13 protein-coding genes and 3 pseudogenes are annotated in these 19,334 nt (G+C 72.1%); 10 read left to right on the top strand and 6 right to left on the bottom strand.

What is annotated here, in order from left to right:
* Window positions 1–25 precede the first annotated feature (25 nt).
* Window positions 26–223: a DUF4236 domain-containing protein gene (locus GL259_RS29325; protein ID WP_159536296.1), complete on the bottom strand. Its 198-nt coding sequence runs from the start codon at window positions 221–223 to the stop codon at window positions 26–28.
* Window positions 224–301: 78 nt separating this feature from the next.
* On the opposite strand from GL259_RS29325, the gene GL259_RS29330 reads away from it, so the two are divergent.
* The 3 genes from GL259_RS29330 (at window position 302) to GL259_RS29340 (ending at window position 5,294) form a co-directional block, all read left to right on the top strand.
* Window positions 302–856: a DinB family protein gene (locus GL259_RS29330; RefSeq protein ID WP_243762409.1), complete on the top strand. Its 555-nt coding sequence runs from the start codon at window positions 302–304 to the stop codon at window positions 854–856.
* Between the two features lie 179 nt (window positions 857–1,035).
* Window positions 1,036–1,926 (top strand): aminoglycoside phosphotransferase family protein, encoded by an 891-nt coding sequence (locus GL259_RS29335; RefSeq protein ID WP_208026637.1) that lies wholly within the window; start codon window positions 1,036–1,038, stop codon window positions 1,924–1,926.
* A gap of 533 nt (window positions 1,927–2,459) precedes the next feature.
* Entirely contained in the window at window positions 2,460–5,294 is a 2,835-nt protein-coding gene (locus GL259_RS29340; protein WP_159536298.1) for an aconitate hydratase, read from the top strand.
* A gap of 474 nt (window positions 5,295–5,768) precedes the next feature.
* On the opposite strand, the pseudogene GL259_RS29345 reads toward GL259_RS29340, so the two are convergent.
* Window positions 5,769–6,482, bottom strand: a pseudogene (locus GL259_RS29345) (acetylxylan esterase); the annotation flags it as partial.
* On the bottom strand, window positions 6,449–6,583 hold the full coding sequence (locus GL259_RS39370; RefSeq protein ID WP_279578659.1) for a hypothetical protein: 135 nt from the start codon (window positions 6,581–6,583) through the stop codon (window positions 6,449–6,451). The gene GL259_RS39370 and the pseudogene GL259_RS29345, both read right to left, overlap by 34 nt.
* 67 nt (window positions 6,584–6,650) lie before the next feature.
* Between GL259_RS39370 and GL259_RS29350 the strand changes: the two are divergent.
* A pseudogene (locus GL259_RS29350) lies at window positions 6,651–7,052 on the top strand (beta-galactosidase); the annotation flags it as partial.
* A 345-nt stretch (window positions 7,053–7,397) separates the two neighbouring features.
* Here GL259_RS29350 and GL259_RS29355 read toward each other — a convergent pair.
* Entirely contained in the window at window positions 7,398–7,964 is a 567-nt protein-coding gene (locus GL259_RS29355; protein WP_159536299.1) for a CGNR zinc finger domain-containing protein, read from the bottom strand.
* 85 nt (window positions 7,965–8,049) lie between these two features.
* Between GL259_RS29355 and GL259_RS29360 the strand changes: the two genes are divergently transcribed.
* The gene (locus GL259_RS29360) at window positions 8,050–8,967 is read left to right on the top strand and encodes an alpha/beta hydrolase (protein WP_159536300.1); all 918 of its coding nucleotides are present in this window, start codon (window positions 8,050–8,052) and stop codon (window positions 8,965–8,967) included.
* Between the two features lie 174 nt (window positions 8,968–9,141).
* Here GL259_RS29360 and GL259_RS29365 read toward each other — a convergent pair.
* A pseudogene (locus tag GL259_RS29365) lies at window positions 9,142–11,083 on the bottom strand (alpha-glucuronidase).
* Between the two features lie 467 nt (window positions 11,084–11,550).
* Here GL259_RS29365 and GL259_RS29370 point away from each other — a divergent pair.
* From GL259_RS29370 to GL259_RS29390, 5 genes are read left to right on the top strand one after another with little or no spacing between them, the layout of a single operon-like run.
* Window positions 11,551–12,474 carry a pyridoxal-phosphate dependent enzyme gene (locus tag GL259_RS29370; RefSeq protein WP_159536301.1) on the top strand — a complete coding sequence of 308 codons (924 nt, stop codon included), beginning with the start codon at window positions 11,551–11,553 and terminating at the stop codon, window positions 12,472–12,474.
* A gap of 56 nt (window positions 12,475–12,530) precedes the next feature.
* Entirely contained in the window at window positions 12,531–13,259 is a 729-nt protein-coding gene (locus GL259_RS29375; RefSeq protein WP_159536302.1) for a serine acetyltransferase, read from the top strand.
* Window positions 13,237–14,412, top strand: a complete 1,176-nt coding sequence (locus tag GL259_RS29380) for an aminotransferase class I/II-fold pyridoxal phosphate-dependent enzyme (protein WP_159536303.1) — start codon at window positions 13,237–13,239, stop codon at window positions 14,410–14,412. Before GL259_RS29375 ends, GL259_RS29380 begins: the two co-directional genes overlap by 23 nt.
* 23 nt (window positions 14,413–14,435) lie before the next feature.
* Complete coding sequence (locus GL259_RS29385; protein WP_347814628.1) at window positions 14,436–15,101, top strand: aspartate/glutamate racemase family protein; 666 nt, start codon at window positions 14,436–14,438, stop codon at window positions 15,099–15,101.
* Window positions 15,098–16,630: a hypothetical protein gene (locus GL259_RS29390; protein ID WP_159536305.1), complete on the top strand. Its 1,533-nt coding sequence runs from the start codon at window positions 15,098–15,100 to the stop codon at window positions 16,628–16,630. Before GL259_RS29385 ends, GL259_RS29390 begins: the two co-directional genes overlap by 4 nt.
* Window positions 16,631–16,650: 20 nt before the next feature.
* On the opposite strand, the gene GL259_RS29395 is transcribed toward GL259_RS29390, so the two are convergent.
* Window positions 16,651–19,311, bottom strand: a complete 2,661-nt coding sequence (locus GL259_RS29395; protein ID WP_159536306.1) for a tetratricopeptide repeat protein — start codon at window positions 19,309–19,311, stop codon at window positions 16,651–16,653.
* Between the last annotated feature and the right edge of the window lie 23 nt (window positions 19,312–19,334).

Raw genomic sequence — 19,334 nt, forward strand, 5'->3', positions numbered from 1 at the left:
GGGGGTCCATTCGGGTGACATGTCGTCAGTGTCCCCTGGCGCGGCGGGTGCGGCGCCAGCCGAAAGGACCGGGCAAATCCATCGATGTCGTGTGACGTCCGGTGCTGCTGTGGGTGTGGCGGGGCCCGTTCTTGCCGCCGGTGGTGATGGACCACGACCGCTTGTTGATGTTCAGCCGCACCCCCGGAAGGATTCGAAAGCTCTTGCGAAATGTGAGCGGCATCCCTGCCTCCCTCCATGTCACGGGAAGTGACCCTGTCTCAGCACGGTTACCCCGTCGGGGCGGGGTCATGATGGACGCGTGAGCGAACCCCGCAGACGAGTCGAACTGTTCGACGCCCCGGAGGGCGACCGCCGCTTCGGCGGCCCGGCGACCGGTGACGAGCGGTCGATGCTCCTGGACGTCCTGGGCGCCCAGCGCGCCACGCTGGAGGTGAAGTGCTCCGGTCTCGGGGAGGGGGAACTGGCGCTGCGCTCGGTCGAACCGTCCGGGCTGTCGCTGCTCGGGCTGGTGCGGCACCTGGCCGAGGTGGAGCGGCGGTGGTTCCGGCGGGTGCTGGCCGGGCAGGACGCGCCGGCCCTCTTCACGTCCCCCGCCGAGCCCGACGGGGACTTCGACGGCGCCGCCGGCGACCCGGCCACCGTCGGGGCGGCCTGGAGGGCCTGGCGGGCGGAGGTGGCCTTCGCCGAGCGGTTCTGCGCCGGGGCGCCCGGTCTCGACGTCACCGGCCACGACTCCTGGCGCGGCACCGTCTCCCTGCGCTGGGTCCTCCTGCACATGGTCGAGGAGTACGCCCGCCACAACGGTCACGCCGACCTGCTGAGGGAGCGGATCGACGGCGCGACGGGGCTGTGAGCCGGCCGCGGGCGCGCGGACACCCGGGGCGTGGGCCGGGTGGGGCCGGTGTCCTTCGACGCGGCCGCACAACCCGGTTGATCTGGATCCCGGCGTCTGGATACTGGCTGTCGTCCCAGTCGATCCGGTCCGCTCCCGGCGTTCCGGACCGGACCAGTGGAGGGCCCGCGAGATTGACCATGCACGACGACCAGGTGGACGTGACCACCGAAACCGTTGCGGCCTTGATCCAGGAGCAGTTCCCCCGGTGGAGCGGCAAGGCGGTCCGACTCGTGTCGTCGACCGGGACGGACCACGCCATCTTCCGCATCGGGAACGACCTCTCCGCGCGTTTCCCCCTGCGTCCGGCCGATCCCGCCGAGGTGCTGGCGGTTCTGGAACAGGAGGCCCGGGCGAGCGCGGAACTGGCACGGGTGTCCCGGTTCCCCGCCCCGGAACCCGTCGCCCTGGGAAAGCCCGGAGCGGGCTACCCCATGCCGTGGTCGGTCCAGACGTGGGTGCCGGGAACGGTCGCCCTTGACGCCGACCCGAGCGGGTCGGACGCCTTCGCCGAGGACCTCGCGGCCTTCATCGCGGCCCTGCGGGACGCCGACACGCGGGGGCGGCTCTTCAGCGGCGGAGGCCGTGGCGGCGTTCTCGCTCACCACGACGACTGGATGGCGAAGTGCTTCGAGGAGAGCGAGGGGCTGCTCGACGTGCCCCGGCTGCGCCGGGTGTGGAGCCGCTTCCGGGAGTTGCCGCGCACGGGTGCCGACGTGATGAGCCACGGTGACTTGATTCCCGGCAACGTACTGGTCGCGGGGGACCGGCTCGGCGGTGTGCTCGACACCGGCGGCTTCGGCCCGGCCGACCCCGCGCTGGACCTGGTCGGCGCCTGGCACCTGTTGCAGGCGGGTCCGCGGGAAGTGCTCCGGCGGACACTGGGCTGTGACGATCTGGAGTGGGAGCGCGGCAAGGCGTGGGCGTTCGAGCAGGCGATGGGGGTCGTCTGGTACTACGCCGAGAGCAATCCGGCGATGAGCACCATGGGGCGCCGGACACTCGGCCGCATCCTGGAGTCGATGGGGTGATGCCGCCCCGGTCGCGGGCCGTGTGCCGGCCCGGGAGGTGACGCTCACCGCGCGACCGGCGGAACGGCCGTACCGCGGGCACGTCCTCGAACCGGGCCGTCACGCGGTCCGGCAGGGGTCGCCGCCGGCGCGCGCACAGCACCACGTGCGACAGCTCGACGTACGGATCCGTGAGACCCACCCCGACCGGTACGGCCACCCGGCCCCCGGTACGGCCCCTGGTGCCAGTCCCCGGTGCGTCCCCTCGTGCGACCGGGTTCACCGGCGAGGAGGCCGGGACGACGGGGTTCGCCGTCGAACGGCTCGACCGGACGGCGAACGGCTCGATCGGACGGCAGCGGACAACCGGGCCCGGGCATGACCATTCGGCCCCGGTGTACTAGAGTTATCTCGACATCGAGATATCTGCCGAGGAGCACCGCAGCCGCCACCCTGCTAAGGGTTACCTAAGTTAGCCTTACCTTAGCGGATCGGTCGAGATGCCGTGGCGGCAGGATCGTGGTGGTACGCGCACATCAATGAAGGAGACTGTCGTGTCGGCGAACAGCTTCGACGCCCGCAGCACGCTGCAGGTGGGCGACGAGTCGTACGAGATCTTCCGGCTGGACAAGGTCGAGGGCTCCGCGCGCCTTCCCTACAGCCTGAAGGTGCTGCTGGAGAACCTGCTCCGCACCGAGGACGGCGCGAACATCACCGCCGACCACATCCGCGCCCTCGGCGGCTGGGACGCGCAGGCCCAGCCGTCGCAGGAGATCCAGTTCACGCCGGCCCGCGTGATCATGCAGGACTTCACCGGCGTGCCCTGCGTCGTGGACCTCGCCACGATGCGCGAGGCCGTGAAGGAGCTGGGCGGCGACCCGGCGAAGATCAACCCGCTGGCCCCGGCCGAGCTGGTCATCGACCACTCCGTCATCGCCGACAAGTTCGGCACCAACGACGCCTTCAAGCAGAACGTCGACCTGGAGTACGGCCGCAACCGCGAGCGCTACCAGTTCCTGCGCTGGGGCCAGACCGCGTTCGACGAGTTCAAGGTCGTCCCGCCCGGCACCGGCATCGTCCACCAGGTGAACATCGAGCACCTGGCCCGTGTCGTCATGGTCCGCGACGGCAAGGCCTACCCCGACACCCTGGTCGGCACCGACTCGCACACCACGATGGTCAACGGCCTCGGCGTCCTCGGCTGGGGCGTCGGCGGCATCGAGGCCGAGGCCGCCATGCTCGGCCAGCCGGTCTCCATGCTGATCCCGCGCGTCGTCGGCTTCAAGCTCACCGGTGAGCTCCAGCCCGGCACGACCGCCACGGACCTCGTGCTCACCATCACCGAGATGCTGCGCAAGCACGGTGTCGTCGGCAAGTTCGTCGAGTTCTACGGCGAGGGCGTCGCCGCCACCTCGCTGGCCAACCGCGCCACCATCGGCAACATGTCGCCGGAGTTCGGCTCCACCGCCGCGATCTTCCCGATCGACGACGAGACGCTGAGCTACCTGCGCCTGACCGGCCGCTCCGAGCAGCAGGTCGCGCTGGTCGAGGCGTACGCCAAGGAGCAGGGCCTCTGGCTGGACCCGAAGGCCGAGCCGGACTTCTCCGAGAAGCTCGAGCTGGACCTGTCCACCGTCGTCCCGTCCATCGCCGGCCCGAAGCGCCCGCAGGACCGCATCGAGCTGTCCCGCGCCGCCGAGCAGTTCAACGCCGACGTCCTCAACTACGTGGAGGCCGGCGTCACCGGCGGCGACGACCGCAAGCCGGGCGTCCCGCAGCAGGAGCAGCCGCACGGCGTCGAGTCCCCGGTCGACGAGGCGTCCGCCGAGTCCTTCCCGGCCTCCGACGCCCCCGCCTACGGCCACGACGACAACGGCGCCGGCGCCCCGCAGCACTCCGCCGTCGTGCCCGGCCCCGGCCCGTCCAACCCGGTCACCGTCACCGCCCCCGACGGCTCGACCTACCAGCTGGACCACGGCGCGGTGACGGTCGCGGCCATCACCTCCTGCACCAACACCTCCAACCCGTACGTCATGGTCGCCGCCGCCCTGGTGGCCAAGAAGGCGGTCGAGAAGGGCCTGACCCGCAAGCCGTGGGTCAAGACCACCCTCGCCCCGGGTTCGAAGGTCGTCACCGACTACTTCGAGAAGTCGGGCCTGACCCCGTACCTCGACAAGGTCGGCTTCAACCTCGTCGGCTACGGCTGCACCACCTGCATCGGCAACTCCGGCCCGCTGCCGGAGGAGGTCTCCAAGGCCGTCAACGACCACGACCTCGCCGTCACCTCGGTCCTCTCCGGCAACCGCAACTTCGAGGGCCGGATCAACCCCGACGTCAAGATGAACTACCTGGCGTCCCCGCCGCTGGTCGTCGCCTACGCGATCGCGGGCTCCATGAAGGTGGACATCACCAAGGACGCCCTGGGCACCGACACCGACGGCAACCCGGTCTACCTGAAGGACATCTGGCCGTCCGAGGCCGAGGTCAACGACGTCGTGGCCAACGCCATCGGCGAGGACATGTTCTCCAAGTCCTACTCCGACGTCTTCGCCGGCGACGCCCAGTGGCAGGCGCTGCCGATCCCCACCGGCAACACCTTCGAGTGGGACGCCGAGTCCACCTACGTCCGCAAGCCCCCGTACTTCGAGGGCATGCAGATGGAGCCGGCCCCGGTCGAGGACATCGCCGGCGCCCGCGTGCTCGCCAAGCTCGGCGACTCGGTCACCACCGACCACATCTCCCCGGCCGGCGCCATCAAGGCCGACACCCCGGCCGGCAAGTACCTCACGGAGCACGGCGTCGAGCGCCGCGACTTCAACAGCTACGGCTCCCGCCGCGGCAACCACGAGGTCATGATCCGCGGTACGTTCGCCAACATCCGCCTGCGCAACCAGATCGCGCCGGGCACCGAGGGCGGCTACACGCGCGACTTCACGCAGGAGGGCGGCCCGGTCTCCTTCATCTACGACGCCTCGCAGAACTACCAGGCCGCCGGCGTCCCGCTGGTCGTCCTGGCCGGCAAGGAGTACGGCTCCGGCTCGTCCCGCGACTGGGCGGCCAAGGGCACCGCGCTCCTCGGCGTCAGGGCCGTCATCGCCGAGTCCTACGAGCGCATCCACCGCTCGAACCTCATCGGCATGGGCGTCCTGCCGCTGCAGTTCCCGGAGGGGCAGTCCGCCGACTCCCTCGGCCTGACCGGTGAGGAGACCTTCTCCGTCTCCGGCGTCACCGAGCTGAACGACGGCACCACCCCGCGCACGGTGAAGGTCACCACCGACACCGGCGTCGAGTTCGACGCGGTCGTCCGCATCGACACCCCCGGCGAGGCGGACTACTACCGCAACGGCGGCATCATGCAGTACGTGCTGCGCAACCTGATCCGCAAGTAAGCGGTACGGCAGGGCGGTTCAGGGCCGCATCCCCGGCTCCGGGGATGCGGCCCGCGCCGTCCTCCCCGCCGGCCGGCCGGCGTCCCCGGCCGGCCGGCGGGGCGAGCCTCCCGCGCGGCAACCGTTTACAACCGCGCCGTCCGGCGCTACCTTCCCCTCACGGGTGAGGTGGGAGCGCTCCCATGCTCCGGTGGACCGGAACCCGCCGTCGGGACGCCCCACCTCATCCGGCTCCGGGCGTCCATGCGCACGACCCGTCAAGCCCGCGGCGGCCGACAGATATGTCATGGCCACGACAGTAATCCGAGGTGGTGCCGCCCCCGGGCCGGTCCTCCCCGCCCGCGCGGGACCCCCTGCCCCGGTCCGGTCTCCCCGCGCGCGGTCCGGCCGGCCCCGCCCTGCCGGGCCGGCCGGACCGCCCCCGCGGGCGGCCCCGGCGGCGCGTCCGGTCGTCGTCGGGGCCGCCCGCCTCCCTCAGTCGCCCAACAGTGAAGCGAACCAATCCAGTTGACGCCGCACGCGCACCGCGTCCCCGCCCTCGTGCCCGTTGAACGGATAGGCGTGGAGCACCTTGTCCGGCTCCCCGGCCGTCAGTTCCGCGTAGCGGTTGAACGCCGCGTACGCCCCGCTCGGCGGGCAGACCGTGTCCCGCAGGCCGACCCCGAAGTGGTCCGGGGCATGGGCGCGGCGGGCGAAGGAGACGCCCTCGACGTAGGAGGGCGTGCGGCGTGCGGCCTCCTCGGCGCCCCGGTGGACCGCGAGATAGGCGGCGATCTCGCCGTACGGGCCCGTGTCGGTGAGGTCCAGGGCGCGGGGGATGCCGCACAGCAGCGGGGTGGTGACCAGCACGGCCGCCAGGTCCGGCACCAGGCCCGCCACCGCCGGCGCGAGTCCCCCGCCCTGGCTGTTGCCGGCCGCCGCGACGCGTGAGGGGTCCACGCCCGGCAGGGTGCGCACGGCGGCGACCGCGCGCACCGCGTCGGTGATCAGCCGGCGGTAGTGGTGGTCCCGCGGGGCGAGCAGGCCGCGGACCGCCGGGCCGGGGCCGCCCGGTGCGGCGGCGTGCGGGTCGGGGGTGTCGCCGCCGCAGCCGTACTGGTCGCCCTGGCCCCGGTTGTCCATCAGCAGATGCGCGTACCCGGCGTTCACCCGGGTCAGCCGTTCGTGCGGCAGGCCGCGCCACCCTCGGCGCCGGCTCGCTGCTGCTCCTGACGGCCGCCGGGACCGCCCTGCTCACCGAGGCCCTGCCCGCCCTGCTCGCCGCCCCGCTGCCGCTCTCCCTGCTGCACGGCAGCCGCCCGGTGATCGCCGAGACCGAGGAGGAGTTCACGGCATGACCCCGCCCCCACCCCGAAGATCCCGTACGGCGGCGACTACAACCCCGAACAGCGGCCGCGGGAGGTGTGGGACGAGGACCACCGCCTGTTCACCCGGGCCGGCATCGACACCCTCACCGTCGGGGTCTTCTCCTGGTCCCTCACCCAACCCGCCGAGGAAACCCACGACTTCACCGTCCTGGACCGCGTCCTCGACCGCGCTGCCGCAGCGGGCCGCCGGGTCTGCCTCGCCACCGGCACCGCCGCCCTCCCGCCCTGGCCGGCGAAGCGGTACCCCGAGGTCAACCACACCGACTTCGAGGGCCGCCGGCACCGCTACGGCCGGCGCCACACCTTCTGCCCCGGCCCACCGGCGTACCGCCGGCTCCCCACCGCGCCGGCCGCCCGCCTCGCCGGACGGTGCGCCGGCCACCCCGCCCTGGAGACGGCCACCCGGATCGCCCCCGACGGCACCCGCCTGCTCCTCCTCCTCGACCACGCCCCCGGACCGGCCCGCCGCACCGCGCACGCCCCCGCCACCGACCTGCTCACCGGCAAGCGCACCGAACAGGGCGGGCCCCTTCACCCCCGACCCGCTCGGCGTGGCGGTCCTGCGGATCCGGACGCCGTCTCCGTGGGCGAGGACGGAAGCGGCCGGGACACCCCCGCCGACGCGGGGGTGTCCCGTGGGGGCCGACGGTCGCCGGCCGGCAGCGCAGGAGTCCTCCCCGCCGGCGCGGGGAGCGGCGTGCGACACACGGAGCCGTTTCCCACCTGACCGAGGGGGTCAGGTGGCGCGGTGGCGCTGGTAGTGGCGGGCGACGCGGACGCGGTTGCCGCAGCGGGCGGCCGAGCACCAGCGACGGCGTGGATGGGCGGGCAGGAACAGCAGGACGCAGTCCTCTGCCTCGCACTGGCGGACCGCGGCGACCGCCGGGTCGGCGAGCAGGTCGGCGGCGGCTTCGGCCAGCCAGGCCGCCAACTGCGCGGCGATCGGTCCGGTGCGGCGGCGGGTGGCGGTGACGGCTGTGCCGTTCCAGCCCAACTCCCGAACGGCGGGCGCGGCACCCTGGGCCCGGGTGAGCGCGTCCAGCGCTCCCGACGGGGGCCGTTCGCCGTGGCGGGCGCGGTCGAGCGCGCGGGCCGTGTGCGCGCGGACATCACGCGCGGCCTCCAGGACGGCGTCGGTGAGTTCGGCGGCGGCGAACTCCCGTGCTTCGGGAAACCGGTCGGCCTGCAGGAGCAGCCAGGCGCGCAGGCCGTCGGGGCCGGTCAGCAGGTCACCGGCGGACGGATGGGTGTTGACCAGGTCCAGAGCCAGCGGCTCCCCGGTCAGAGGGACGGGACCACTCATGCTTCTAACGGTACAACAGGCCCTTGACGTGTTAGTCGGCCGTGCGATACATCTAATGCGTCAAGAGCAAGAGAAGGGATTAGTCATGAGGGATTTACCGGTGGCCCGCACCGTTCACCGCCATCTCGATGTCGAGGGCGTCCGTGTCTTTTACCGCGAGTCGGTTCCCGAGCGTCCGGACGCCCCCGTGCTCCTGCTGCTGCACGGCTTCCCCTCGGCCTCGCATCAGTTCCGCCGTCTGATCGACGTCCTCGGCTCCCGCTACCGGCTGGTCGCCCCCGACCACCCCGGTTTCGGCCACACCCGGACCCCGCACGGTTTCGTCCACACCTTCGACCGTCTCGCCGACATCACCGAGGGCTTCGTGCGGCGGCTCGGCCTGACCCGCTTTGCCCTGTACATGTTCGATTTCGGCGCCCCGATCGGCTTCCGCCTCGCCGAGCGGCACCCCGGACGGATCGCCGGCCTGGTCGTGCAGAACGGCAATGCGTACCAGGAGGGCCTGTCGGACGCGGCCCGCGCCTTCATCGCGCTGCGCCCCGAGACCCCGGGCGCCGAGAAGACCGTCCGCGACCTGCTCACCCTGCCCGGCACCCGCGGCCAGTACGAGACCGGTGTCCTCGACCCGGAACTGCTGGCCCCCGACGGCTGGACCCTCGACCAGCACTTCCTGGACCTTCCCGGCCGCAAGGACGCTCAGGTGGCGCTGGCCTTCGACTACCGGTCCAACCTCGAACGCTACGACCGGTGGCAGTCCTGGCTGCGTGTGCGGGTCCCGCCCACCCTCATCACCTGGGGCGTCGGCGACCCGTTCTTCACCGAGGCCGGCGCCCGGGCCTACCTGCGTGACCTCCCCGACGCCGAACTCCACCTCTTCGACACCGGCCACTTCGCCCTGGAGACACACCTGCCCGAGATCGCCCCGCTGATCGCCGACTTCCTCGACCGCACCTGGAACACCGGCGATCCCACCGCCCCCCACCGGGGCGAGGACCGGAAGTGACCCCGCACGGCGGGCCACGCCCGGGGGCCGTCCGGACGAGCCGCTGACGCGGGTGGTGCCGCGCCGCGGTCCGCACGGGAGCCGCCGGGTCCCGGGGACGGCCGTCGCCGGTTCGCCGAGCGCGCGGATCCCCGCGGGGGAGACGCCGGGGACGGCGCCCGGCTCCTTCGAGCCTCAGTGGACGGTGCGCCCCCGCGCGTCCGGCACCCCGGACTTGCGCAGGAAGCAGCTGTTGACCTGGTCGCGCCACTCGCGGGCGCCGCGCAGCTGCTCCTCGAACCGCTCGGCCACGCGCGCGTGCCGGGCCGGCTCCACCAGGTCCGCGAGACCCGCCCACACCCGGCGGGCCTCCTCCGCCTCCTCCACCCCCTCGAAGTGCGTGTCGTGGACGTGCTGGATCACCGTCTTCCCGCTGTGCAGCACGTGCCCGTACGGCACGTGGTGGAAGAACAGCAGCAGCTCGTCGGGGCAGGTCTCCGGCGACTCGTACACCTTGGCCCACGGCTTCGCGTACTGGCCCGCGTACCCGGTCCCGGTGGCCGTGCTGCGGTCGACGCCGACACCGTCCCGGTCGGCGAAGTGGTGGGTGCCCCAGGGGCTGTACTCGTAGCCGTCCACGCTCGGGCCGTAGTGGTGCCCCGGCTGCACCATGAAGCCCACCCCGAGCGGCGCGGTGTACTTCTCGTACGTCCGCCAGGAGCCGTCGAGCACGGCGTGCAGCCCGGCGGCCAGCCGGGCCGGGGCCCCCGGGTGGGTCAGCGCGATCCACTCGTCGAGGACCGCCCGCGGATCCGCCGCCGGGTCCCAGGCCAGCCGGCCGAAGGTGTAGAGGTGGGCCTGGGCGAGGGGGTGGCCGGTCCAGAACGGGTCGTCGCCGGCGTTGGACACCGCCACCGGCCCGCCTCGCGCCAGCTCGCCCACCCGGGCGCCCCTCCCGCCCTCCGGCCGGAAGCGCAGCACCTCGCTCCACATCGGGCCCAGCCAGCACACGTGCCGCTGCTGCCCGGTGTACTCCTGGGTGGCCTGCACCTCCACCGCGAGCCGGGTGCGCGGCATCGCGCCGATCAGCGGGGAGACCGGCTCGCGCACCTGGAAGTCCATCGGCCCGTGCTTGACCTGGAGCACGGCGTTGCGGGCGAACTCCCCGTCCAGCGGGGTGAAGTGGTCGTACGCCGCCCGCGCCCGGTCGGTCGTCCGGTCCCGCCAGTCCTGCCGGTGGTCGTAGACGAACGCCCGCCAGTGCACCGTGCCGCCGTACGGCTCCAGCGCGGCGGCCAGCAGGTTCGCGCCGTCGGCGTGCGAGCGGCCGTAGGCGAACGGGCCGGGCCGGCCCTCCGAGTCGGCCTTCACGACGTATCCGCCGAAGTCGCCGATCTCCTCGTACACCCGGCGCGTCGCCCGAGCCCACCAGGCGCGCACCGCCTCGTCCAGCGGGTCGGTGGTGGGCAGCCCGCCCAGCACCATCGGCGCGGCGAAGGTGACCGAGAGGTGCGTGCGGACGCCGTACGGACGCAGCGCGCCGGCGATCGCGGCCACGTCGCCGATCCGGTCGGTCAGCAGGCGCGCCTCGGTCTCGTGCACGTTGACGTTGTTGACGGCGACGGCGTTGATCCCGCACGCCGCGAGCAGCCTGCCGTACGCCCGCACCCGCTCCAGGTCGCCGCGCGCCCGCCCGTCCGCCCAGAACAGCGATCCGCCCGCGTAGCCGCGCTCCACCTGGCCCATGACCGGGTTGCACGGCCACGTTGTCCCAGTGGTCCAGCACGCGCGAGGCGAGCGCCGGACGGTGCACCTCGCGGGCGCGCTCACCGCGGAAGGCGTCCTCCCCGAGCCGTACGACGTGGAACAGGCCGTACAGCAGCCCGCGTCCGCCGGACGCGGTGACGGTCGTGGTCCCGGCCCGGCGCGCGAGCGTGAACCCCTCGTCGTCGGGAGCGCCCCCGGTCAGTTCGAGGACCAGCCCGGGGTCCCCGCCGGCGCCGTCCCGCACCACCCGGCCACCGAACCGCTCGCAGGCGTCGGCCAGTTCGTGGTGGACCGTGTCCACCAGCGGCCCCGCACCGGCGCGTAACAGCACACGCCGGCTGCCGACCGCCCGGAACGCGGCGGACGGCAGCCGGGCCGCGTCGAAGGCCCCGGAGTCCGTCGTCCGCGCTCCTCCCCCCGCCCTTGGACGCGCCGCCCGGAGAGCCCGGGAACCGCTCCCATTCTGGTGCACCGGGGACGGGAGAGGTAGCCGTTGGCCAGGGGAAAACCGTGGAAAGGGCGGATCCGGACCCGCCCCTGACGCCCCTTCCGACGAGCACTGCGGCACCCGGCCCGTGGACGCCTCACCGTTCTGGGCGCCGACGTCACCGACCTCGACGACGGCACCGCCTCACGCACCGTGAAGGTCACCAGTGACACCGGTGTCGAGTACGACGCGGTCGTCCGCCTCCCCGGTGAGGGGATGCGGCTCTTTCCCGTTCCGCCCCAGGAGAACTTCTCCGTCCCAAAAAGAATCACGGAATTTCCGAATGATCGAGAAGTGGGCGTTCCGATTGCTGCCTGTCCGAAAGAGGAAGGGAGGTGGTTGCTGCCCCCATGGGCAGCCACTACTCTCTCATCATGTGGGAACCCATGCCGCCGACGCCGTTGATCGAGATATTCCCGGGCGCCTTCTTCAAGTGTGAATTTCTGCATCCAGGGCGCAGTCACAAGGCCAGAGTGGCGCGTGCACTGGTGGATGACGCGGAACAGCGGGGGGAGTTGGTACGCGGAGGGGGAAAAGTCCTTCTGGAGCGGACCGGTGGAAATCTGGGAATCGGCCTCGCGATCGAGGCCACCATTCGGGGGCATGAGCTGGTCCTCGTCACCGACCCCGGCTACTCGAAGACGAAGAAGGAACTGGCGGCCCGCCTGGGTGCCACCGTGCTGGACCGCGGGGCCGCCTTCCCGCAGTGCGCCGACAACGAAGAGGCGGTGCGGCTCATGCTGCGGGAGCAGCCCGACCGGTACGTCTACCTCAACCAGTTCGGCAACCAGGCCAATCCGGCCGCGCACGAGCAGGGCACCGGCGCCGAGATCCTCGCCCAACTGATCGGCCGCGGACACGGCAGGGGCACGAAGGTGGTCCTGGTCACCGGACTCGGCACGGGAGCGACCGCGCGGGGTGTCTCCAGGGCCCTGCGGCAGTGGTTCCGCACCGTCGAGGTGGTCGGGGTGGAGCCGCCCCACTGCGATCTGCGCGCCGATGTGCATGGCGCGCACGCGCTCCAGGGATTCTCCGTCGGGCAAGCGGCCCCGTTCTTTCCCGGTGCCGAACTGGACGCCGTGGTCCCGGTCACCGACCAGGAGGTCGCCGAAGCGGGCCGGAGACTTTTCGAGGAACACCGGATGTTCGTCGGACCGAGCAGCTGCGCCAATGCGGCGGCGGTTTGGAAAATGCCGCCCCCGGACCCGGGACACCAGCCGCCCGGCACCCTCTGTGTCTCTTTTCTCTACGACCGTGGAGAGGACTACGAATGAACGACGCGGTGTCGATCCAGCGAATCCATTCGGATGTCCGGCGCATTCTGCGCCCCGTGCGGAAACGATTGGCCCAGGCCGGACTCGCCCCGTCGTACACCCAGGAGCTGATGCGGGACGTGCCGCTGGCCGTCCTCGACGACCTGTACGCCTTGGCCGCCCGCGACCCGGCCGCCCGGTCGAGTGTCGTCTATGTGTACGAGAGTTACCTGGGGTTCCGGGCGCTGCTGGCGCACCGGGTGGCGCACCGGCTGTACCGCGTCGGCGTGGCGATGCCCGACGGCGGGCGCCCGGACCACGCAGTGGCGATCGCCGCTCGCCGCATCGCGGAGACCGCGAAGGTCACCACGGGCATCGAAATCCATCCGGCCGCGGTGATCGGCAGCCGTACGGTCATCGATCACGGCTTCGGCACCGTCATCGGCGAACAGGTGCGCATCGGCACCGACTGCTACCTGCTGCACAACGTCGTCCTCGGCAGCAGGTCGATCCGGAGCGGGCCGAGCCAGTGGACCGGACGCAGGCACCCGGTGGTCGGCGACCGGGTGGAGATCGCCGGCAATGTCGGGGTCTACGGGCCGGTCACCATCGGGGACGACTGCCGGATCGAGGCCGGCGCCAGGATCACCGAGGACGTGCCGGCGGGGTCGCGCGTCCGGGTCGTGTCGGTGCACCAGACGACCAGCAGGAACGATCCGAGCCGAACGCCCGGGACCCTCGGGGCCGCGGCTGTGGTCCGAGACGCGCGGGGGGCGGAGCGGTATGCGCCTGGTAGCCCTCACTGACCGGCAGTTACGGGCCGGACCGGGACTGAAGTGGGGCCGGGCCCGCCCCGACGTGATCCCCGCGGACATCGCGGAACTCGACTTCGCCGTGGCACCGCCGATCCGCGCCGTCCTGCGCGACGCGGTGACCCGCTCCCACCTCGGCTATCCCGACTACACCGCCGGGACGCCGGTGCGGCTCGCCGAACTCTTCGCCCGGCGCATGCGCGCCAAACACGGCTGGCAGCCGGACCCCGGCGCCGTGGAGATCTGCGCGCAGATCACCCAGGCGCTGTGCTGCGCCGTGCTCGCCTATACCCGCGCCGGTGACCAGGTGCTCGTGCACACCCCCACCTATCCGCCCTTCCTGGAGGCGATCCGCTCGCTGGGGCGTCGACCCGTCCTGCTGCCCGTGGCGAACCACGGTGACGCGCGTGCGGCCGAGTCCTGGGCGGCCGTCGAGCGGGAGCGGCGCATCCGGCTGATCGTGCTCTGTCAGCCGCACAATCCGACGGGGCACGTGTTCGACACCGCCACCCTGGAGGTGATCGCCCGGCTGGCGGTGCGCCGGGACGCGGTGATCTTCTCGGACGAGATCCACGCGGAGATCGTCTACGAGGGGGCCGACTGCCCGTCGATCGCCTCGGTGCCCGACGCCGCCGAACGGTCCGTCGTGTTCACCTCCGCCGCCAAGACCTTCAACATCGCCGGGCTGCGCTGCGCCGTGGGCCACTTCGGCAGTGCCGCGCTGCACGACCTGTTCCGCGCAATGCCCTGGCACCTGCGCAGCGGGGCCGGAGCGCTCGGGGTGACGGCGACGATCACCGCCTGGGAATCCTGTGACGAATGGCTCGATCAACTCCGTGCACGGTTGAGTGTCAATCGCACGATAGTGAGTGATTTTCTATCGCATGTCGGCCGCGTGCGTTTTCTTCCGCCGGCCGCCACATATCTCGCCTGGATTGATCTACGAGACGTCCGGGCCCTCCCCGATGTGCACACGCTTCTCCTGAACGAAGGAAAGATCTCATTGCAGCCTGGTACGGTTTTCGGGCCCTCCCTGGAAGGCTTCGTCCGCCTCAACTTCGGGACGTCCGGACGACGCCTGAGGGTCATACTCGAAAGATTTTACGATGCTCTCGAAACATGTAACAGGAAAGGACCGGAAGAATGAAGGTCATCGGTCTGCTGGGTGGTATGAGCTGGGAATCCACGCTTTATTACTACCAGCAGCTCAACCGTGAAGTCCGGGAGCGTCTCGGAGGGCTCCACTCGGTGGAATGCGTACTGCGTTCCGTCGATTTCGCCGAGATCGAGGAACTGCAGGCGAGCGGTGCCTGGGAGGAGGCGGGAAAATACCTCGGCCAACGCGCCAGGCAGCTCGAAATGGCCGGTGCCGAATGTGTCCTGATCTGCACCAACACCATGCACCGCGTGTACTCGGCGGTCCAGGAAAGCGTCGACATTCCCGTGCTGCACATCGCCGACGGGACCGGAGACGCGCTGGAGCGGGCGGGCATCGACAAGGTCGCCCTGCTCGGCACCCGCTACACGATGGAACAGGCCTTCTACCGCGACCGGCTGACCGAGCGCGGTTTCGAGGTGCTGGTGCCCGAACCGGAGGAACGGGCCCGGGTACACAAGATCATCTACCATGAGCTGTGCCTCGGCCAGGTCCTGGACTCCTCCCGTGACACCTACGTCAGGATCATCGAGTCGCTCGCCGAGCGGGGCGCCCAGGCGGTCATCCTCGGCTGCACCGAGATCGGCCTGCTGATCGACGAACACACCAGCCCCCTGCCGGTCTTCGACACCACGCTGATCCACGCCCAGTCGGCGCTGGATTGGGCGCTGCGCACGTGACCTCGCAGGAGGTCGTCCTCGCGCCGCTCGACCGGCTCGACACCACGCTCGCGGACCGCCGCGGCCTGCGTCTGCGGATCGTGTGCCCGTCCCAGGAGTTCAGCGCCGAGGAGATGTCCTTCGGTGTGGGTCGCTGGCTCTCCTCCTCCCGAGGGCTGTGGGAGACCCTCGGGCTGTCCGGCGACCACCGCCTCGCCCTGGTCATGGTGCAGGCCCCGGCGGTGGGACCGGACGTGGAGGACTACCTGCTGCGACTGGTCCCCGCAGGGGCGACCTCCCCGGCCGACCGCCGGGCCCGGCATGCCCTCGTGGAACTGGACGACGACAGCGAGCGGCACCTGAGCGAGAAAGTCCTGGCCGACGACAGGCTCATCGCCCGGTTGCGCCGGACCCTCGAGCTGGCGGACCGGGCCGGACACACCGTGGAGGGCCTGGCCTGCTTCGCGTCGAGCCCGCGGATGGCGGCCCTCGCCGCGGCCCTGGGTGTCCCGCTGCTGGAGTCCGACCCGCGGATCCTCGGCTGGGGCCACAAGTCCGGCAGCCGCCAGGTGTTCCGGGCGGTCGGCGTGCCCCACCCACCCGGGTCCTATGTCGCGGACCACGACGTCGCCTCGCTCGCCGCGCGACTGGCGGCGCTGGTCCGGGCACACGGACCCGGCCGCTGGATGGTGAAGCTGGACCACGGTTTCGGCTCCGGACACGGCAACGCCCTCCTCGACATCGCCACCGACCGTCCCGACGCCATAGAGCGGGATCTGCGCACCCGCCTGCTCCCGCTCGGCGCCGGCGTCCGCCGGTCCCGGTTTCTCCAGTGGCTGGCGGAGACCGGAGCCGTCGTGGAACGCCACCTCGGCAGTGCCGTCGGGCCCGGCGGGAGGCAGCCCAGCGCCCTCGCCCATCTGACCCCGCGCCCCGGCCGCGCCGCCCGGGTCGAACTGCTCGGCGTGCACGACCAGCTCGTCGGCGCCGGCGGCGACTACCTCGGCTGCCGCTACCCCGCCGCCTCCGCACACCGCGACGTGGCCCGTGCGCAGGCCCGCCGGGTCTTCACCGCACTCGCCGCCCGCGGCGTCATCGGCCACGTCGGCGTGGACTTCCTGCCCGCGGGACCGGCCGGCACCCTCCTCGCCACGGAGATCAACGTCCGTCAGACCGGCAGTACGCATCCGCACCGCACCGTCCGCGCCGTACTGCCCGGAGCCCGGGACGCCTCCGGCGGACTGACCGGCGGCGACGGCCGCCCGATCTGCTTCCGGGCCACCGACACGGTCCTCGTCCCCTCCTGCCGGGGCATTGAGGCGGCCCACCTGATCACGGCGCTGCGCCGCTCGCCCCGGCTGGCCCTCGACTGCCGCACCGGCCGCGGCGTCGTGCCCCACCTGTGGCCGGCGCTCAGCCGCTTCGGGAAGATCGGCGTTACCGCGATCGGCCGTTCGGCGGCGGAGTGCGACTCGCTCCTGACCGAGTTCACCGCTCTGCTGGAACATCTCGGAGCGGCCCGCCGGGAGACCCTCGCGGATCCCGCCTGACACCCCGCACGGCCACCGGCTCAGCGCCGCCCGCGCCGCAGCATCGCCCGCGCGCGTACCGTACGCGGATGGTCGGGGCCGAGCACCCGCTCGAAGCCCTCCAGCACCGCCCGGTGCTCGGCCTCGGCCTCGGCCGTCTGCCCCAGCGACTGCAGGGCCGCGGCGTGGTTCGACCGGCTCGTCAGCGTCGAGGGGTGGAGGGGACCGCGCAGCGCGGTGAAACTCTCCAGTACCGCCCGGTGCTCGGCCTCCGCCTCCGTGTACCGGCCGAGCGCGTGCAGCACCACACCGAGGTTGCCGCGGCTGGTCAGCGTGGAGGAGTGCGCCGGTCCCAGGACCCGCTGGAACCCCTCCAGCACTGCGCGCTGTTCGGTCTCGGCCTGGGCCGTGCGGTGCAGCGAGAGCAACAGCGCGGCCAGGTAGTTGCGGCTGGTCAGGGTGGAGGGATGGTCGCGTCCGAGGACGCGTGAGAAGTCGTCGACGACGGCCCGGTGCTCCTGTTCCGCCTCGCCCGTTCGGCCCAGGGCCTGCAGGACGACGGCCAGGTTGGACCGGCTGGTCAGCGTCGACGGGTGCTCGGGGCCGAGCACCCGGGCGAAGCCCTCCACGACGGCCCGGTGCTCCCGCTCCGCCTCCGTCACCTTGCCCCGTGCGTGCAGCACCACGGCCAGGTTCTCCCGGCTGGTCAGCGTCGAGGGATGGTCCGCGCCCAGGACGCGGGAGTAGCCCTCGTAGACCGAACGGTGCATCAGTTCCGCCTCGTCCAGCCGCTCCACCGCGTGCAGGACGAGTGTCGGGCTGCCTCGGCTGGTCAGGGCGTCGGGATGGTCCGGATCGAAGACCCGGGTGCTGGTGTCGAGGACCGTCCGGTGCTCGGCCTCCGCGTCCTCCAGCCGACCCAGCGACCGCAGAACGGCAGCCGTGTTGGGCGACCCGGCGGTCAGTTCGGCCTCGGCGGTCAACAGCAGCGACTGGTAGGCCTGGAGCACGGCACAGTGCTCCGCCTCGGCGGCGGCGACCTGACCGAGGTCGTGCAGCACGAAGGCGTGGTTGTTGCGGTTGGTGAGCGTGGCGGGATGGTCCTCGCCCAGGTCCCGCTTGCGTACGTCGCTGACGATGCGGTGCTGGGCCTCGGCCTCCTCCAGCTTGTCCAGGTCGTGCAGCACGAGCGCCAGGTTGTTCCGGCTGACCAGGGTCGCCGGGTCGTCCACGCCCAGGACCCGCAACCGGGCGTCCAGGACCGCCCGGTGCTCGGTCTCCGCCTCCCGCAGCCGGCCCAGCAACCGCAGCACGGCCGCGTAGTTGCCACGGCTGGTCAGCGTGTCCGGGGCGTCCTCGCCGAGCGAGGCGATACGGGCGTTGCGCACCCCCTCGTACGCGCGCAGTGCCGTGGCGTACTTGCCGTGGGCGCGCGCGATGGTGCCGACACGCATCGCGTCGGCGGCGTCGGCGAACTCCAGCACCGCCGTGAGGACGGTGTCGGAGACGGGGGCGGCGGTGCGGGTCGTCTCGTCCACCAGGTAGTCGTAGACGTCGACCGAGTCGGCGTCCACCGGCGTGAGCAGGGCCGTCGTCGTACGGACCTCAGTGGCCCACTCCCACGCCTGCACCAGGTCCTCGCCCTGGTAGGGGATGCCGCCCCGGTTGGGCAGGTAGTGCACGGCCAGTTCTTCGAGCGCGGTCCGCGGCAGCGGGGCGGTCACTCCGGCCCGGCGGCAGTCGACGGCCGCCGAGACGAGGGCGGCGCCCCGCGCGTGGTCCCCGCCGTCCCGGGCCGCGTGCCACAGGTGCAGCAGTTCGGGGCCGGCCGACAGGTACTCGGCGATACCGAACCGGTCCGCCTGGTTGAGCGCCGCCGAGATACGGGGGTCCCAGGTGCGGGTGGCGGCCCTGCTGCGCTCCGCGGCGGAGAATATGCGCGGCAGGTCGATGCGGTGGGCGAGGGCGAGGGCGTCCAGCACATCGCGGTTGAGCGGCCGGGAGGCGTTGTCGGCGCGCAGATAGGTGTCCAGCTCGGAGGCACGGATGGTGGCGAGGACCACACGGTGCTGACTGCCGGAGTCCAGGAACCTGGTCAGCAGGTTCCTGGACAACCCGCCGTCGCCCAGGAACCGCTCCAGGTCGTCGAGCCAGAGTACGGCCCGGGGCGTGCCGGCCGTCTGCTCTATCGCGTAGGGCAGGGCGCTGCGCTGCTGCGGCGCCACCAGAGTGTGGTGCGACAAGGTGGCGGTGAGCGCCTCGTAGGCGGCCCGGGACTTGCCCGCCGTGGAGTCCCCGACGATCAGGACGAACGCGTTGGCGGCGGCCAGGTGCTCCCTCAGCTCGCCGTCGATGTCCCGGGGCACGTACGGGGGCTGGGCGGTCGCCGCACGGCCGGTGGCCCGGCGTGCCGCGTGCACGCCGAGCCAGGTGGGCTCGACGACCTGGCGGACCACGGGCAGGGCGCCCCTGGTGGTCAGACAACCCTCCCGCACGAAGTTCGCGGCCTCCTGGTCCCGCTGGAACCTCTGCACCAAGGTGTCCTGCCAATAGGTGGCGAAGACGGCCACCACGGCGGCGAGGGCGACGGCGAGCGCGGCCAGCCACGGCGCCCTCCACTCGGCAGCGGCCACGATCCCGGGCAGGGCGACGACCAGGGCCGCCGCGCTGGTGAGCAGAACTGGTTTGAGATGCCTGGCCATGTTCCCTCTGCGGCTCCCTTGGA

Source organism: Streptomyces sp. Tu 3180 (genome assembly GCF_009852415.1).
Lineage (GTDB): Bacteria > Actinomycetota > Actinomycetes > Streptomycetales > Streptomycetaceae > Streptomyces.

Coding starts and splice junctions, on each gene's coding strand:
- GL259_RS29325 (WP_159536296.1), bottom strand. CDS start 223: ATGCCGCTCACATTTCGCAAGAGCTTTCGAATCCTTCCGGGGGTGCGG.
- GL259_RS29380 (WP_159536303.1), top strand. CDS start 13,237: ATGCGCCTGGTAGCCCTCACTGACCGGCAGTTACGGGCCGGACCGGGA.
- GL259_RS29355 (WP_159536299.1), bottom strand. CDS start 7,964: ATGAGTGGTCCCGTCCCTCTGACCGGGGAGCCGCTGGCTCTGGACCTG.
- GL259_RS29335 (WP_208026637.1), top strand. CDS start 1,036: ATGCACGACGACCAGGTGGACGTGACCACCGAAACCGTTGCGGCCTTG.
- GL259_RS29385 (WP_347814628.1), top strand. CDS start 14,436: ATGAGCTGGGAATCCACGCTTTATTACTACCAGCAGCTCAACCGTGAA.
- GL259_RS29395 (WP_159536306.1), bottom strand. CDS start 19,311: ATGGCCAGGCATCTCAAACCAGTTCTGCTCACCAGCGCGGCGGCCCTG.
- GL259_RS29370 (WP_159536301.1), top strand. CDS start 11,551: ATGGGCAGCCACTACTCTCTCATCATGTGGGAACCCATGCCGCCGACG.
- GL259_RS29360 (WP_159536300.1), top strand. CDS start 8,050: ATGAGGGATTTACCGGTGGCCCGCACCGTTCACCGCCATCTCGATGTC.